Raw genomic sequence first — 15883 nt, forward strand, 5'->3', positions numbered from 1 at the left:
CAGCGCGAGGACGATGAGAACAAGGCGCTTCACGACTGCGCCTCCTTCAATTTTGCGACGATCAGCGGAACATCCTCTGGCCGGATCTCGCCAATGTGTTGGTAGCGGATGACGCCCTTGGCATCGATCACGAAGGTTTCTGGCACGCCCGACGAGCCGATGGCAAGCTGCACCTCAGACAGGTCATCCTTTCCGATGCGCGCGAAGGGGTTACCGTAGCTGTCAAGGAACCGGTTCAGGTCCTCGGTCCGATCGCGAATGGCGACACCGTCGATCTCGATGCCCTGGTCGCGCAAGGCGGCAAGCTGCGGCGCCTCGACGGCACACGGCACGCACCAGCTCGCAAAGACGTTGAGAAGGCGGGGCTTGCCCGTCATCTGAGCGGTTGCCAGGCCCGGACGGTCAGCCGTTGCGGCAGGCAAATCGAACTGCGGGAGTGGCTTGCCAATGAAGGCGCTAGCCACTTCGCGATCGGCAGGACGCACCAGCCCCCAGATTACGAGCGCGAAGAAGGCGCCGAACAGCGCAAGCGGTAGCCAGATCGCGAGGCTCGAACGCTTCTTGCCTGGCTCGCTCACTTCAGCATCTCCTGCCGCGCCTTGCGGAAGGCGATCTTGTCCCCCACCCGCAGGCGCTTGACATCCTGCGCCACGCGTCCAAGCAACGCAAGCAAGCCTCCAAAGGCCACCAGCAATCCGCCAAGCCACAGTAGCGGCACGAACGGCTTCCACCAGAAGCGCATCTGCCAGCGCCCATCTTCACCTTCGTTGCCGAGCACGGCATAGAGCTGCCCGTTCCAGCGAGTGTGCAGCGCGGATTCGGTGCGTTCGCCCGGTGGCGACGAGAATGTCCGCGCCTGTGGGTGGAGCGTGACCGGCGCGCCGCCGTTGTAGGATGCGGTGACGGTGGCTTCCAATGCCGTCCAGTTCGGTCCGGCCACCGGTTCGATGCTGATCAGCTTGAGCGTGATCGGCCCGACGCTTTGCGTATCGCCCACGTTCATCGCGGCAAGGCGCTCGGTCGAAAAGGCGCTTTCGCTTGCCGCACCAAGAAGGGCAACGCCGATGCCGAAGTGGCCAAACACCATGCCCCACACGCTGAGCGGGGTGCGGCGCAGGTTGCGACCGCGCAACGGCAGCCAGCTTGCCACGGCGAGACCGATGCCGACCGCAATGCCGAGCAGCGGCAAAAGACGGATGCCCGGCGCAAGAACAACCACGGCCAGCAGCGCAAGCGCAGTGAGCAGCGCCGGCACCGCTACCGTTGCGGTGATCCGCGAAGGCTTGTCCTTGCGCCAGCGCAGCAAGGGGCCGACACCCATCATGAGCATCATCGGTATGGCGAAGATTGCCGAAACCGGGTTGAAATATGGTGGTCCGACCGAAACCTTGGCGCCGAAGGCCTCGGTCAACAGCGGATAGAGCGTGCCAAGCAGCACGATGCCGAGGATGCCGCACAGCATCACGTTGTTGAAGACCAGGCTAGCCTCGCGGCTGACCAGGCTGAAGCGCTCGCCTTCGGTAACGGTGGACGCGCGGATACCGAACAGGGCGAGCGCGCCGCCAATGTAGACGGCGAGCAATGCGAGAATGAACGAGCCGCGCTCGGGATCGACCGCGAAAGCGTGAACCGAAGTCAAGATGCCGGAGCGCACGAGGAACGTGCCGACCATCGACATCGAGAAAGCGATCACGCCAAGCATCACAGTCCAGGCGCGCAAGGCGTTGCGGCTTGCGAGGACCGAGGCTGAATGCAGCAAAGCCGTCGCCGCCAGCCATGGCATCAGCGAGGCATTTTCCACCGGGTCCCAGAACCACCAGCCGCCCCAGCCGAGTGTGTAGTAAGCCCAGTATGATCCAGCCGTGATACCGATGGTAAGGAAGATCCAGGCGCCAAGTACCCACGGCCGCATGGCGCGGGCGAAGGCCGGCCCCACATCGCGCGTGATCAGCGCGCCGATGGCGAAGCTGAAGGCAACCGACAGGCCCACGTATCCGACGTAAAGCGTCGGCGGGTGGAAGGCGAGGCCGACGTCCTGCAAGAGCGGGTTGAGGCCCTGCCCTTCCGGTGCCGGTTCGGGCAGGCGTTCGAACGGATTCGAGGACAGCAGCAGGAAGGCATAGAAGCCGAGGCTGACGAAAGCCTGCCCCGCGAGCGTCGCCAGCAGCGTCTCCTCGCGCAGGCGTTTCTCGATCAAGGCGACGAATCCGCCCGATACGGCCATGATCGTCACCCACAGCAGCATCGAGCCTTCGTGGTTGCCCCAGGTACCTGCCAGCTTGAAGATGAACGGCTTCATCGAGTGGCTGTTGGCAGCCACCAGCTTTACGGAAAGGTCCGTTTCGAGAAACAGGTCGATAAGGCAGAAGAACGAAACGGCGACCAGCGCGCCTTGCATCACCGCCAAGGGTCGTACCACGCCGCCCAGCACCTTGCCCGAAGGCCGCAACGCCGAAAAGCCGGCGAAAAGCTGGAGCACGGCAAGCGCCGCTGCCATCCACAGGACGGCGAGGCCGATTTCAGCGATCATTTCGTTTCAGCCACCACTTCCTTGGCCTGCGCAGCGGTCATGTCTCCCATCTGGCGCGGCACGTATTTCTCATCATGCTTGGCCAGCAGATTATCGGCGACGAAGGTCTCGCCCTCCATGCGCCCTTCGGCAACCACGCCAGATCCCTCCACGAAGAGGTCGGGCGTAATGCCGGTATAACGCACAGGCACGCGCGCCTTGCCGTCACCCACGATGAAGTCGATCGTCACGCCATCGGCGCGGGTCTTGAGCGAGCCCTTTTCGACCATGCCGCCAAGGCGGATGGCGCGGCCTTGCTCGGGCCGGTCCTTCACGAGATCGCTCGGCACGTAAAAATAGCTGGCCTGATTTGACAGGGCGTAGGCGGCAAGCAGGCCCGCGCCGATCAGCGCAACAAGCGCGATGACCAGCAGCACAAGGCGCTGGTGCTTGGGCTTGATGCCACCGCTGGAAGTGCTGCTCACTTGCCTCTCACCTTGTCACGGCGCCGTTCGGCCCGAACCATCGCCACAAGCGTCCAGCCGACCAGCAACAGCGTGCCCACAACGCCGATCGTGAGCGCTGCCGCCACATAATCCCACTGTTCCAGACCTTCGCGCATGCTTGCTTATGCCATCGCTTTTCGGCGCAGTCGCGCCTCGGCCTGGATATCGGCCAGAAGAGTGCGCATGCGCGCCAAGACCACGCCGCCGAACACCAGGCTGAAGCCCAGCGCTGCGATCAGCAACGGCCACAGGAAAGTGCCGTCGATCGCCGACTTGCCTGCAGTGATCGACGGAGGCTGATGAAGGCTGTTCCACCACACGACCGAACGGTTGATGATCGGGATGTTGATCGCCCCGACAAGGCCGAAGATCGCGGTAATGCGGCTGCCGCCACCGCCGCCTGCCATATCGCGCTGCGCCGCGCCTGAAAGCGCGATGTAGCCGAGATAAAGGAACAGCAGCACGAGAAAGCTGGTGAGGCGGCCGTCCCACACCCACCACGTCCCCCAGGTCGGGCGCGCCCAGATCGAGCCTGTGGCAAGACAGATGGCGGTAAACGCGGCGCCTGGAACAGCTGCGGCGCGACCGGCAATGGCAGCAAGGGGATGACGCCAGACCAGTTCGACCAAGCTGGCGATCGCAATCGTCGACCACCCGGCCATGCCAAGCCATGCCGCTGGCACGTGAATGAACAGGATGCGCACGGTATCGCCCATCAGACGATCGGGCGGAACGACGATGACGCCATAGAGCAACGCCCCCATCGACAGGATCAGGCCGCTCACAAGAAACAGCGGCATCATCCAGCGGGCAAGGCGCAGGAAACGGGCGGGATTGGCAAATCCGTGCATGGGCGCGGGGAATCTGATCCTTCTCCCGGCGACCCCCGCCGCCGGTCTGCCATCGCTCTGCCACTTGGCGCGCCGTGGAGCAAGCGCAATGGCGGCAAGCCATACCAAAAGGCGATGGCAGGGCCTTGATTATGAAGGATGTCAGGGGAGCATGGGGCGACCGATGGGGTTCGAACCCACGACCTCCGGTACCACAAACCGGCGCTCTAACCAACTGAGCTACGGTCGCCACATTGCTAGCGCGAGATTGCTCTCTCGCGGGCAGGCCCCTTTGCAGAAAGGCGCGCCGAAGGGAAGCGGAAATTTGCTATCCTGGTCAATTAGCGGCTGAACTTGTCGCCCCAGGTCCTGAAGGCGACGCGTGGCGGGTTGGCGCCGACGTCGATCAACGCCTGCTCCTCGACGCTGGCCGAATCGACGGTAACGGTTTGCGTAAGGAGGAACCAGCGGCTGCGCACCTGCAACTGGTTGAGCGGCACGCCTCCGGCACCTTCGCCCCCTATCCCCCGCAACGCATCGTCGGCACTTGCCCAGCCGAGCGGGGGCCGTGCCGCCAGAGCGCCGCGCGCGCGCTCAAGCGGGATGGCACCAGGCGCGGTCATGGTCAGCAGCAGCGCCTGATCGGGCCGCAACGTATTGACGTTGATCGGCGAAAGTTCGGCTCCCGGCAAGGCGCAGAGCCAGGGCCTGAGCCTTTCATAGAATTGCGGCGTCATGCCGCGCACGGCGCGAATCTCGCTGACATCACCGATCAGTCGTCCGGCGGTGCGATAGGGCACGGGTCGGCCCTGGTAAGTGTCGTCCTCGGCGCCATTCGGCGCGGGCGCGTTGTCGCTGTCGATCCAGTCCGCGATCGAATCGCTGATGACGGCGGCTTCGGCATCCGGAATGGCGAGCCCCCTCATCAGCGCGCGCATCTGGTTCAACCCGACCACGCGCAGCCGCAGCGTGCCTTGCGCATCCATCTCGACCAGCGCGTTTACATTGAAGCAGTTCCCCGCATCGTCCACCCGCGCGATGATCTGGCCGCGCGGCATGGGCAAGGGGAAGTCCTGCCCGAGCAGGCCGGTGCGATCGACCGTGCGCTCCTGCGAGGTATCCACGAGCGCCTTGATACGCGCCATGGCCAAGGTCTCGGCGCTGGTCGCATAGAGCCTTGCCTGAGTCATCGCCTGACCGTTGCCGGCAAGACGGACCGCGAGGTTCAGACGATCGAGCATCACCGCGGCAATCACCGCCATGACTGCCACCAGCAGCAGCACCGACAACAACGCGGCGCCGCGCTCGCGGGGATCCTGCAAGTTCACTGGTAGTTCACCCCCACCAGCGACACGATGCGCAACGGCGGCACGCCCTTTTGCGGCACGAGCAACTCGATCGCCACAGGAAGTTCAGTCGTCAACTGCGGGTCCCACGCGTTCCGCCAGGTGCCGTCTTGGGTGCGGAACCGGAATGTCGGTGGCCCGGACAAGGGCAAGACTTCGGCGCCTGGATCCGGGGCTGCACCATCCGGAAAGGGATAGCCAGCCCTGACAAGCGCGTTGCCGGCGACTCGATATTCCACCTTTTGCAGGCCCGGACGTGGCGCGCCGTCGACATTGTCCCAACCACTGCGGGTGAACCGCAGCGCGATACCGTCGCGATTAGCCTCGAAAGCAGGGTGCGCGAGGCCTCCCTGGTCGCGCGACGGTCGCGGCACGGCCTGCGCCAGATCGGCCGTCCAGACCGAAAGGAAACGGCGTTGCGCGGCGATGCTGTCCGTCTTGGCGCGACTGGCGAGTTCGGCATCCACCGAGAAACGCAGCAAGCCCAGTGCACCAACAGCGATCACTGCAAATAGCGCCAGCGCGACCAGCATCTCGACAAGCGTAAAGCCGTTGCGGCTGACCGTTTCCCTCATGCGCCCGGGAGCCTTGTAAAATCGAGCGTAAAGGCCTGCGCCTGCGCGCAGGGTGTTGTCTCGCGGACCGAGAGCGAAATGCCGAGCACGCCGTAGTCACTGCGCAGCGCCACATTTCGCGTCCATTGAAAGCGGCGGCCGGCATTCTCGATCATCCCGCTTGCTGTACCGAGCGGCGGCGGTGACGGATCGGTCAGAATTTCCGCCGCCATGTTCTGCGCCACGATTTCACGCAGCAAGCGCTGGTCCAGATCGGCGGTGCGCGAAATGCTGGCCCCCTCCATCTGGAGCAGCGCCAAGGCAGCCATGGCGAACACCGCCAATGCCACGAGCAGTTCGAGCAGCGTAAAGCCGTTGCGCTCAACCCGCATCGAGCGTGACCTTGCCGTCGCGGCGCACATGAATCATCAGCGCACTGCTATCGCGGGTCAGGCGTACCGAGGCGTCGCTGCTGGCAAGTCCGAGCGAATCGAAAACCACCCGCTGCCGCCCAGAGCTTGCACTAGTGCCCTCGTTCCAGGGCGTGAGATCGAAACCCCTGCCGGGCAATGGCTGCCACTGCCCGTCGCTGCGCCGCTCGAAATAATAGCCGCCCTCGCTGACAACGAGCGCAATCGGGCGGGCGCCAACGATGGCCTCATCACGCGCTGCCACGGTTCGCGCGGCAAAACGCTCCGCCTCGGACCGCAGCTTGCGCTCCCCTCCGGGAATCGTCAGCACCGCCACTGTCGCCAGCAATCCCATCACGAGCAGCACAACCAACATCTCGACAAGCGAGAAGCCGTTGCGCGGCAGGGGTTGGAACGTCGAATGAGGCACGGCTTCTCGCATGCGGCAGGAACGTGACGGTTTTACGACCAAGTGGCGCGATGCCGCAAGTTGCGCTGCGATGCTCTCGAGCGTTAGGGATCGCGCCATGACCACGATTTCGTCCGAATCGTCTGCAGCGCATCTTCTTGCCATACCCGGCATGATGCGCGTGCCCTCGCCCCGGATCGAGATGTTCGTGTTGCGCGGCTTCCTCGGGCCTGAGGAATGCGCGAACCTGATCGCCCGAATCGAGCGAGACCGCCGCCCGTCGACGATCGCCGACGCCAATGGCGACAACTACTTCCGCACCAGTGAGACCTGCGACCTGCCAATGCAGGAACCGGACATCGTCGACCTCGACGAGCGATTGTCCGTTCTCTCCGGGATAGAGCGGCAGTTCGGCGAACCAATTCAGGGCCAGCGCTATGAACCGGGTCAGGAGTTCAAGGCCCACACCGACTACTTCGATCCGCACGGAGTGGACTACCAGCGCTATTGCAACATCGCAGGCCAGCGCAGTTGGACGTTTATGGTTTATCTCAACGACGTCGAAGCCGGCGGTGCCACCCGCTTCAAGGTCATCGACAAGATCATTCAGCCCGAACGCGGCAAACTGGTGTGCTGGAACAACCGCCGTCTGGACGGCTCGGTCAACCCTGCAACGCTCCATCACGCCATGAAAGTGCGCAAGGGCCTCAAATACGTGATCACGAAGTGGTACCGTGAGCGCCCTTGGCTCTAGGGCCGAAACCTCACGCGTCTAGTTCTACATCCCGCGCGGCGCGGATCACCGGCAGGCAGCGGAAGAGGACCTCGGAATCGGGCCTCCCAAGCAACTCTGCGAAGCGGGCTTCGTGGCGATCGATCCGTGCCAGCGCATCATCGGCAATCTTGCGCCCCTGGTCGGTCAGGGTCAGCGCGTGGCTGCGCCCGTCCAGCCGCCGCCGATCTACCAGCCCGCGATCCATCAGCCGCGAGATTATTGGCACCATGTTGGCCCGCTTGATCGCCAAGGCCTGACCAACCTCGGTCTGCGAACAGTCCGGGTTGTCTGCAATGACCAGCAGCGTTGTCACTTCAGCCGGGCGCAGGTCCAGCTCGGCAAGCTCGCGCCCGAGATCAGCCATCATGACGGCCGATGCACGGCGAAGCTGGTAACCTAGGCGGCTTTCGAGCGAATTGGTCAGGGTCATGTCATGATCTTTAAGACAGCTATCGCCGATAGCAATATCTCCAAGCGCACCGGCCGCGCAAAAGAAAAGGGCGACCGAAGCCGCCCTTCCCGTGTTCTGTCCAATTCGCCAGCGATCAGCGCTTGAGCGAAAGACCACCGAAGCGCTTGTTGAACTGCGCAACGCGGCCGCCCTGATCGAGCTGGCGCGTGCCGCCGGTCCACGCCGGGTGCGAGGTCGGGTCGATTTCGAGCGCGAGCGTGTCGCCTTCCTTGCCCCAGGTGGAGCGGGTCTCGAAAACGGTGCCGTCAGTCATCTGCACCTTGATCATGTGGTAGTCGGGGTGAACGCCAGTCTTCATGGGTTTTGCTCCGGTGCGCAGCCGGTTCCGACCGGCCACTAGAATCTGTAAGGGCGCGCGCCTAGCGGAATGCGGCACTGTTGTCCAGCACTGCAAGCCCGCTATCGCGCCTTCAGCTATCGGCAATCATCGCGGTGAAGTTGACTTCACAGGTCACCTTGTCGCCGATCATGGCCTTGCCGGCAAACTTGCACACGCGCGAACGCTTCTGGGTGAATTCCACATGCAGGTCGAGCAGCACGCCGGGCTCCACCGGATTGCGGAACTTGGCATCTTCGATCGCCATGAAATAGACGAGCTTGCCGGAACCTGCGAGCCCCAGCGACTCCACCGCAAGAACGCCTGCGGCCTGCGCCAGCGCCTCGATCTGCAGGACACCGGGCATGATCGGGCGGCCGGGAAAATGACCCTGAAAGAACTGCTCGTTCATCGACACGGCCTTCACCGCATGGATGCGCTCGTTCAGCGTCAGCGACGCAACACGATCGACGAGCAGCAAGGGATAACGATGCGGCAGCGCCGCCATCACCTTGCGCACGTCGTAGTCGGTGATCACGGCCGGAGCCGTCTCATCGGTCATTTTCCCGAACCCTTGTTCTTGCGAATCCGAAAGCCTCAGCGGCCTTCGGGAGCCTTCTTCGCGGGCTGTGCGGCAGTAGCCGGCTGTGCAGCCTGTGCCTGTGCCTGCTGTTCACGCTGCGCGCGCGGCAGCCAGCCAGCCGGCGGCACGAGCTGTGCCGAAGGAATCGCCTTGTTGAGCTCGGCCAGGATATCCTGGTTCAGGTTGTAGACCTGCCCGGCCTTGATCACCGACTGCGAATCAAGCACGAGCGTGATCTTCTTCTTGTCCATTGCTGCCTGCGTGGCAGCGTCGAGCTTGTCACCGATCTGCTCGAGCACATACTGCTGCGAGAGGTTCAGCGGCTCGAGGATCTGCTGGATCTGCTGCTGGCCGGCCTGTTCGATCTGCTGGATTTGCTCATACTGCTGCTGCAGCGCGGCGCGGTTCGGATTGGCGGCCTTGGAATCGGCCTGCAGCTTGTCGACCAGCGGCTTGAGCTGGGCTTCGATCTGGGCCTTGCGCGCGTTGGCCTGGTCGATCTGCGGCTTGTAGGTCGTCGGGCGCTGGGTCTGCGCGGTCTGATAGGCAGACGATGCGGCAACAACGGCCGAAGGGTTGGCGATGGCGATGCCAGGGGTCACAGTGCCCGAAGTTGCCTGCGCAACAGCAGCGGTCGGCGAAACGGCAAGCACGGCGAGGCCCGCGAGAAGCGCGGAAGCGTAACGGATTTGCATCAGAACTGGGTTCCCACGTTAAAGGTAAAGGTCTTGGGGTCATCGCCATTGGCCTTCTTGAGGACCTTGGCAAAGTCGAGACGGAACGGGCCGAACGGCGAGTTCCAGTTGACGCCGATACCGACTGAGACGCGCGGCGCAGGTGTGTCGCCAACATATTCCTCGACGTACCGGACCGCCGTGTTTGCAGTACCATCGGCAGCGGTCGGGCTGGTCGTGATGCCACCCGCTGCGGTCGTGTAATAGACCCCGCTATTCGGGTTCTGCGGCAGCGGATTGGCGATACCCCACACAGCGCCCGCATCGACATAGATCGAAGGCCGCAAGCCGAGTTCACGCGCACCCGAGCCCAGCGGGATTTCCAGCTCCGCGCGGGTCAGATAGTAATACTTTCCGCCCAGCGCGTCATCGACGAACTGGTTGCGGTCGGTGGGCAGCGTACCATCGGCCTGCACGAACTTGCGCAGCACGCGAGGTCCAACGCCGCGTATGTCGAAGCCGCGAATCTGGGGCTCACCCAGGAAGAACCTGTCGGTCAGGCGGACATCATCGATAAGCGGATCATTCGACCGGCTGGCCAGTGCCTTGATCGCGCCGCCTTCCCCGCGGACCGAGAAAATGAAGCCGCCTCCAACCGGGAAGAACTTGGCGGCATTGGCAGTCACGCGCGCATACTTGACCGAGCCACCGAGCCCGGCAAAGTCGGCTCCGACCACCACCTGGGTGCCCCGGCTCGGGCGCAGACGGTTATCGAGCGTGTCGTAAACGACCGAAGCACCGAGAATCGAACTCGTGCGCTTGCCAATCGCATCACACAGGTAACGCCCTGCGAGCAGGACGCTGCACTGTCCGTTGAGATAGTACGTGCCCTGATCCAGAGTCACATCGTCGAGATTGAAGGTATAGCGACCAATCAGCGACATGTATTCGGACAGCGCCACGCCGACGCGTGCCGAGAAGCCCGTCGTCGCCTGCTTGTAGGTGGTATTGCGGTTTGAATTGAACTGCTGGAAGCTGTTCAGATCGCGACGGTAGATGTCCAGGCCGAACGAGACGTTCTTGTCGAACAGGTAGGGCTCGGTAAAGCTGACCTGGACCGCACGCGTGAAGCGCGAATAGTCGACCGAGAGACCAACCGTCTGGCCACGCCCGCGGAAGTTGTTCTGGCGGATCGAACCCTGGAAGATGAAGCTTTCAAGGCTCGAGAAACCGGCTGACAGCTGCAGTTCGCCGGTCGGCTTTTCCTCGACGTTGGCTTCGAGCACGATGCGGTCGGGCGCGCTGCCCGGCTTCTGCTCGATCTCGAACTTTTCCTGGAAGTACCCGAGCGACTTTATGCGATTGGTCGAGCGCTTGATCTGGAAGGTGTTGAAGGCATCGCCCTCCGCCAGGCGGAACTCGCGACGCACGACCTTGTCCTGCGTCAGCGTGTTGCCGTTGACATCGACCCGCTCGACATAGACGCGCGGCGCCTCGGCAATTCGGAAGGTGACCGACATCGTCAGGTCATCCTTGTTGCGAGAGAAGTCCGGGCGGACATCGGCAAAGGCATAACCGAAAGCGCCAGCAGTCTCGGTCAATCCGTCGACCTGGTCTTCCACCGCCTTGGCGTTGTACCAGTCGCCCTGCTTGATCGGCAGGCTCTTGGCGAGCTTTTCGCTGTCAAAGTCGCGCAACTGGCTGTCGACCTTGACGTCGCCGAACTTGTAGCGCTGCCCTTCTTCGACCACGTAGGTGATGATGAAATCGCGCTTGTCCGGGGTGAGCTCGGCCACGGCCGAGACGACACGGAAGTCGGCGTAGCCTTCGGTCAGGTAGAACTGGCGCAGCTTCTGCTGGTCGAAAGCAAGGCGATCCGGGTCATAGCTGGTGCCAGATGAGAACAGGCGAAAGAAGCGGGCCTGCTTCGTCACCATCTCGCCGCGAAGCTTGCCGTCGGAGAAGATCTCGTTGCCGATGATGTTGATCTGGCGAACCTTGGACTTGGGCCCTTCGCTGATCTCGAAAACGATGTCGACGCGGTTCTGGTCGAGCATGACCATCTTCGGCTCGACCGTCGCGGCGAAGCGGCCTTGCCGCTTGTACAGTTCGATGATGCGCGCGACATCGGCGCGGACCTTCGAACGCGTGAAGATCTGGCGCGCCGCCAGCTTGATCTCGGGCAGGATCTTGTCTTCCTTGAGGCGCTTGTTGCCCTCAAGGATGATGCGGTTGATGACCGGGTTTTCCTTGACCTGCACCACCACATCGCCGCCGTTGTTGCGGATCGACACGTCGGCAAACAGTTCGGTGGCGTATAGATCCTTCAGCGCCTGATCGCCCAGAGCCTGGGTATAGGTCTGGCCGGGGCGGATGCGGATGTAGGACAGGATGGTATCCTGCTCGAGCCGCTGCGAACCCTGAACCGTGACCGAGCGGATCACATCGCCGGTCGGCGCCGGAGCAGCCGGCGCCGCAGCCGCTGGTGTCGCATCCTGCGCAGCAGCTACCTGGGGCACGGAAACCAGAGCGCTCGTGGCCAGCAGAGCCGCGCCAAGCGGTGAAGCCGTGGCATTACGGATGCCAGTCTTGCCCGCGTTACGTCCAATCATCACCAAGCGCCATCCCGTATAAAGTGGCAGCAGGACGCCCGCGAGGAGTGTCCGGCCGCGGCAAGCAGTGCTGCCATGTGCCCCATGGGGCAAGGCCAATCAAGCAAACATTGCCCCGCATTTCTGTGGAAAGACATTCTGTGCAACCGGCCCACCTCTCGTCCCGGACCTGTTGCCGCGTCCACCGCACGGGACGCCGTTGCGCGCATTACCCTCCGAAAAGCTTCAGCGACGCCACGTCGTTGATCGTGACGAACAGCATCAGCGCCATGACGAACGCAATGCCGGTGCGGAAAGCCCACTCCTGCCCGCGTTGACCGACTGGCTTCCTGCGCACGGCCTCCGCCGCGTAGAAAGCAAGGTGACCACCGTCGAGCACGGGAATTGGCAGCAGGTTAATGAACCCCAAGTTAATCGAAATGAGCGCGACAAAACTGACGAATTGCTGCCAGCCTGAAACAAACTGCTCGCCCGAATACTTGGCGATCTTGATCGGTCCGCCAAGCTCCTTGACCTCGCGTTTGCCAGTGATGATCTGACCGATCCCGTTGACCATCATCGAGATGATGCTGCCGGTCTGCTTCACACCCTCGACCACGGCCTCCACCGGGCCGACCGGCACGATTTCGTAGCTCTTCGGGCCGATCCCGAGGTAACCGATCTTCTGGGTATTGCCGAAGCGATCGCTCTCCACCTTGACCGCCGCACTTACATCCAGTTGGACCTCGCGGCCGTCGCGCACGACGATCATGTTCATCGGCTCGCCCGGGTTCTGGCCGACTTCCAACCGCACATCGAGGAACGAGGACATCGTCTTGCCGCGAATGGACACGATGCGGTCTCCTGCCACGACGCCACCGCGCGCGGCAGCCGAGCCGGCCTGGACTTCGCCAACGACCGGCGGGATGACCACCTTGCCATTGGCCAGCGTGAAGCCGGCGAGGATGACAACGGCAAGCAGCAGGTTCGTGACCGGCCCAGCAAGCACGATCAGGGCACGCTGCCACAAGGGCTTGGCCGGAAACGTGCGGTTGCGCTCCTGCTCGGGCAATGCAAGCCATTCCGCGCTGGGCTGGCTCGCCGGGTTCATGTCACCGGCAAATTGGACATAGCCACCTAGCGGCAGGGCAGAAAGCTTCCAGCGAGTCCCGCGCCTGTCGGTCCAGCCGACTAGTTCCTTCCCGAAGCCGATCGAGAAGACATCGGCTTTCACACCGAACCAGCGGCCGACGAGGTAATGGCCAAGTTCATGAATGAACACCAACGGCCCCAGCACAAGCACGAAGGCCAGCAGGGTCGTGAGAATTCCGGGACTTTCCATCGTTGGCATCAGCTTTGCTGTTCCATCAGTTCGCGCGCCCTCACTCGCGCTTCGGCATCGATAGCGATCACATCGTCAAGGCATGTCGGCGCGGACTGGACGCCGCACCCCAGCACGTCCTCAACCGATTGCACGATCCGGGTGAATGCAATCTGACCATCCAGAAACGCAGCCACCGCAATCTCGTTCGCAGCGTTCATCGTTGCTGGAGCAGCTCCGCCCGCGATCACCACGTTGCGGGCAAGCCGCGTTGCCGGAAAACGCTCCTCGTCCGGTGCGCGGAAAGTCAACTGGCCGATTGCCGCAAGGTCGAGCGGCGCGCACGGCGTGTGCATCCGCGCAGGCCACGCGAGCGCCGAGGCAATAGGCACGCGCATGTCCGAAGGACCAAGCTGCGCAAGCGTCGACCCGTCCCGGTATTCCACCATCGAATGGACGATCGATTGGGGATGGACGATGATGCGCAGCCGGTCGACCCCGACCGGAAAGAGATGATAGGCCTCGATGAACTCGAGCCCCTTGTTCATCATCGTCGCCGAATCCACGCTGATCTTTGCGCCCATTGACCAGTTGGGGTGCTTGACCGCCTCTGCCGGCGTGGCTTTGTGAAGCTGGTCGAGCGTCCAGTCGCGGAACGGACCGCCGCTGGCGGTCAGCGTGATGGCATGGACATGCTCGATATCGTTTCCGGCAAGGCACTGGAAGATCGCATTGTGCTCGGAATCGACTGGCAGCAAGGTAGCGCCGTGGCGAGCAACCGCTGCCGTCATGACGTCACCTGCAGAGACAAGTGCTTCCTTGTTGGCAAGCGCGACCACGCCGCCACGCTCGATCGCTGCCATTGTCGGCGCCAGGCCAGCACAGCCCACGATCGCCGCGACGGTGATGTCGGCACCCCGCGCTGCCGCATCGACCAGCGCTGTTGCGCCGGCCGCTGCATGAACGCCCGTTCCTGAAAGTGCATCGCGCAAGGCTGGCAGAGCGGCTTCATCGGCAACAACCGCCACTTCTGCCCCGAACTCGCGCGCCAGCTTGGCCAGGCCCAGCGCATCGCCATTGGCTGTCAGCGCAATAACGCGCCAATCGTCGCGATTGCGGCGAATGAGGTCCAGCGTGGATGTGCCGATCGAACCTGTGGCGCCGAGGACGGAAATGGATCTCGTCATCGCGTCAGATCCCCGCCTGCGTGGCGGCCCATGCCGTTCCCGCAATGATGGCCACCGGCAGCAGGCCGTCGACGCGGTCGAACAAGCCCCCGTGCCCCGGAATCAGTCGCGACGAATCCTTCACTCCTGCGCGACGCTTGAGCCACGATTCGTAGAAATCGCCTGCCTGCGCAAAAATGGCGAGGATCGCTCCGGCAATTGCAGCCATGCCGAGATTGGCCACCTCGAGCGCAGAGGCCAGGCTCGCTCCGGTCGGTCCGATTGCCGAGACGAGGTAGCTTGCCGAGAGCACCACCAGCGCTGCCCAGATCCCGGCAGCGGCCATGCCGCCAAACAGCCCGGCCCATGTCTTGGACGGGCTTATCCGCGGGGCGATTTTCGGCCCGCCGAGCGAACGGCCGGTGAAGTAAGCGCCCGTGTCGGTGCAGATCACCAGACCCAGCACGGCAAGCATCAGCGGTTCGGGCATGACGGCAAGCGCGAGTCCCGCCCAGCCAATGTAGATTGCGCCGGCGATCACCATCGAGGATAGCCGCGCGGGGTCAGTCGCGATCTTGCCAACCAAGCGCACATATTCGACGAACACGCCCAGCGTGACGGCGGCGATGAACAGGTCGAGCCACAGGCCACCGGCCCAGAATGCCAACCCTGCAATCAGCAGCATGACCACGGCCGAGAGGACTCGCACGCGCAGATCCGGATTCCGTGGCGCGTCAGCGGAAGGCGCCGTCACCACAGGATCAGCGTCCACCGAAGCGCCTCTCGCGCGAGGCGAACTGCTCGAGCGCTTCGCGAAGGTGCGCCCCGGAGAAGTCGGGCCAGAGCACCTCGGTGAACCACATCTCGGCATAAGCCGCCTGCCACAGCAGGAAGTTGGACAGGCGAATTTCGCCGGATGTGCGGATGATCAGGTCAAGCGGGGGCAGCGACGCAGTATCTAGTTCCGCCTCTATCGCTTCGGGCGTGACAGGCCCCTTCTCCGCCGCCTTCGCCGCCGCACGCGCAATTTCCTGCTGCGATCCGTAGTTGAGCGCGATCACGAGCGTCGTGCCGGTATTGCCCGACGTGCGCGCCATGGCATCATCGATCAGTTCTACGATATCGGGCGCAAGCGCCTGATAATCCCCAATGATCTTCAGGCGCGTATTGTTTGCGACGAGTTCAGCGAGATCGTTGCGAATGAACGTCCTCAGCAGTCCCATGAGGTCGGCGATTTCGTCAGCCGGACGCTTCCAGTTCTCCGAGGAGAACGCATAGAGCGTCAGAGCTTCAAGCCCCAGATCCCGCGCCGCCCGAGCGATATCGCGCACGGTATCGACGCCACGCTTGTGCCCGAAGGCGCGCGGCATCATGCGCTTCTTTGCCCAGCGGCCGTTGCCATCCATGATGATGGCAACGTG

The 15883-nt window shown here is 63.3% G+C and carries 19 protein-coding genes and 1 tRNA gene; 1 reads left to right on the plus strand and 19 read right to left on the minus strand.

The annotated features are described in order from the left end of the window. Positions 1–29: 29 nt before the first annotated feature. The 10 genes from B9A23_RS06300 to B9A23_RS06340 form a co-directional block, all read right to left on the minus strand. A complete protein-coding gene (locus B9A23_RS06300) occupies positions 30–578 on the minus strand; it encodes a DsbE family thiol:disulfide interchange protein (protein WP_084278032.1) in 549 nt (182 codons plus the stop codon). Next, positions 575–2530 carry a heme lyase CcmF/NrfE family subunit gene (locus tag B9A23_RS06305; protein ID WP_084278033.1) on the minus strand — a complete coding sequence of 652 codons (1956 nt, stop codon included), beginning with the start codon at positions 2528–2530 and terminating at the stop codon, positions 575–577. The genes B9A23_RS06300 and B9A23_RS06305 overlap by 4 nt, the downstream gene beginning before the upstream one ends. Beyond that, positions 2527–2994, minus strand: coding sequence for a cytochrome c maturation protein CcmE (gene ccmE / locus B9A23_RS06310; RefSeq protein WP_084278034.1), 468 nt, complete (start codon positions 2992–2994; stop codon positions 2527–2529). Before ccmE ends, B9A23_RS06305 begins: the two co-directional genes overlap by 4 nt. Next, a complete protein-coding gene (locus B9A23_RS22720) occupies positions 2991–3131 on the minus strand; it encodes a hypothetical protein (protein WP_176217900.1) in 141 nt (46 codons plus the stop codon). Before B9A23_RS22720 ends, ccmE begins: the two co-directional genes overlap by 4 nt. Positions 3132–3137: 6 nt before the next feature. Then, positions 3138–3866: a heme ABC transporter permease CcmC gene (gene ccmC / locus B9A23_RS06315; protein ID WP_084278035.1), complete on the minus strand. Its 729-nt coding sequence runs from the start codon at positions 3864–3866 to the stop codon at positions 3138–3140. A 152-nt stretch (positions 3867–4018) separates the two neighbouring features. Further along, positions 4019–4095: transfer RNA gene (locus tag B9A23_RS06320), tRNA-His, on the minus strand. A 91-nt stretch (positions 4096–4186) separates the two neighbouring features. Continuing rightward, positions 4187–5173 carry a type II secretion system minor pseudopilin GspK gene (gspK, locus tag B9A23_RS06325; RefSeq protein ID WP_084278036.1) on the minus strand — a complete coding sequence of 329 codons (987 nt, stop codon included), beginning with the start codon at positions 5171–5173 and terminating at the stop codon, positions 4187–4189. Then, positions 5170–5766: a type II secretion system minor pseudopilin GspJ gene (gene gspJ / locus B9A23_RS06330; RefSeq protein WP_084278037.1), complete on the minus strand. Its 597-nt coding sequence runs from the start codon at positions 5764–5766 to the stop codon at positions 5170–5172. The genes gspK and gspJ overlap by 4 nt, the downstream gene beginning before the upstream one ends. Continuing rightward, positions 5763–6137: a type II secretion system minor pseudopilin GspI gene (gspI, locus tag B9A23_RS06335; protein ID WP_084278038.1), complete on the minus strand. Its 375-nt coding sequence runs from the start codon at positions 6135–6137 to the stop codon at positions 5763–5765. Before gspI ends, gspJ begins: the two co-directional genes overlap by 4 nt. Next, positions 6127–6585 (minus strand): GspH/FimT family protein, encoded by a 459-nt coding sequence (locus tag B9A23_RS06340; RefSeq protein WP_176217901.1) that lies wholly within the window; start codon positions 6583–6585, stop codon positions 6127–6129. Before B9A23_RS06340 ends, gspI begins: the two co-directional genes overlap by 11 nt. A gap of 97 nt (positions 6586–6682) precedes the next feature. Here B9A23_RS06340 and B9A23_RS06345 point away from each other — a divergent pair, with 97 nt between their 5' ends. Beyond that, positions 6683–7318: a prolyl hydroxylase family protein gene (locus B9A23_RS06345; protein WP_084278318.1), complete on the plus strand. Its 636-nt coding sequence runs from the start codon at positions 6683–6685 to the stop codon at positions 7316–7318. Positions 7319–7328: 10 nt separating this feature from the next. Here B9A23_RS06345 and B9A23_RS06350 read toward each other — a convergent pair whose 3' ends face one another. From B9A23_RS06350 to uppS, 9 genes are all read right to left on the minus strand, one after another. After that, positions 7329–7769, minus strand: a complete 441-nt coding sequence (locus tag B9A23_RS06350) for a MarR family winged helix-turn-helix transcriptional regulator (RefSeq protein WP_084278039.1) — start codon at positions 7767–7769, stop codon at positions 7329–7331. 115 nt (positions 7770–7884) lie between these two features. Continuing rightward, entirely contained in the window at positions 7885–8109 is a 225-nt protein-coding gene (gene rpmE / locus B9A23_RS06355; RefSeq protein ID WP_084278040.1) for a 50S ribosomal protein L31, read from the minus strand. Positions 8110–8221: 112 nt separating this feature from the next. Continuing rightward, a complete protein-coding gene (fabZ, locus tag B9A23_RS06360; RefSeq protein ID WP_084278041.1) occupies positions 8222–8689 on the minus strand; it encodes a 3-hydroxyacyl-ACP dehydratase FabZ in 468 nt (155 codons plus the stop codon). A 35-nt stretch (positions 8690–8724) separates the two neighbouring features. Then, complete coding sequence (locus B9A23_RS06365) at positions 8725–9405, minus strand: OmpH family outer membrane protein (RefSeq protein WP_084278042.1); 681 nt, start codon at positions 9403–9405, stop codon at positions 8725–8727. Beyond that, positions 9405–11996 (minus strand): outer membrane protein assembly factor BamA, encoded by a 2592-nt coding sequence (gene bamA / locus B9A23_RS06370; protein ID WP_084278043.1) that lies wholly within the window; start codon positions 11994–11996, stop codon positions 9405–9407. The genes B9A23_RS06365 and bamA overlap by 1 nt, the downstream gene beginning before the upstream one ends. A gap of 208 nt (positions 11997–12204) precedes the next feature. Next, positions 12205–13326, minus strand: a complete 1122-nt coding sequence (gene rseP, locus B9A23_RS06375) for an RIP metalloprotease RseP (RefSeq protein ID WP_176217902.1) — start codon at positions 13324–13326, stop codon at positions 12205–12207. Then, positions 13326–14483 carry a 1-deoxy-D-xylulose-5-phosphate reductoisomerase gene (locus B9A23_RS06380; protein ID WP_084278044.1) on the minus strand — a complete coding sequence of 386 codons (1158 nt, stop codon included), beginning with the start codon at positions 14481–14483 and terminating at the stop codon, positions 13326–13328. The genes rseP and B9A23_RS06380 overlap by 1 nt, the downstream gene beginning before the upstream one ends. 4 nt (positions 14484–14487) lie before the next feature. Continuing rightward, entirely contained in the window at positions 14488–15234 is a 747-nt protein-coding gene (locus tag B9A23_RS06385; RefSeq protein ID WP_254895025.1) for a phosphatidate cytidylyltransferase, read from the minus strand. Then, on the minus strand, positions 15224–15868 hold the full coding sequence (gene uppS, locus B9A23_RS06390) for a polyprenyl diphosphate synthase (protein ID WP_254895045.1): 645 nt from the start codon (positions 15866–15868) through the stop codon (positions 15224–15226). The genes B9A23_RS06385 and uppS overlap by 11 nt, the downstream gene beginning before the upstream one ends. Between the last annotated feature and the right edge of the window lie 15 nt (positions 15869–15883).

The organism is Novosphingobium sp. B1, from assembly GCF_900176395.1.
Lineage (GTDB): Bacteria > Pseudomonadota > Alphaproteobacteria > Sphingomonadales > Sphingomonadaceae > Novosphingobium.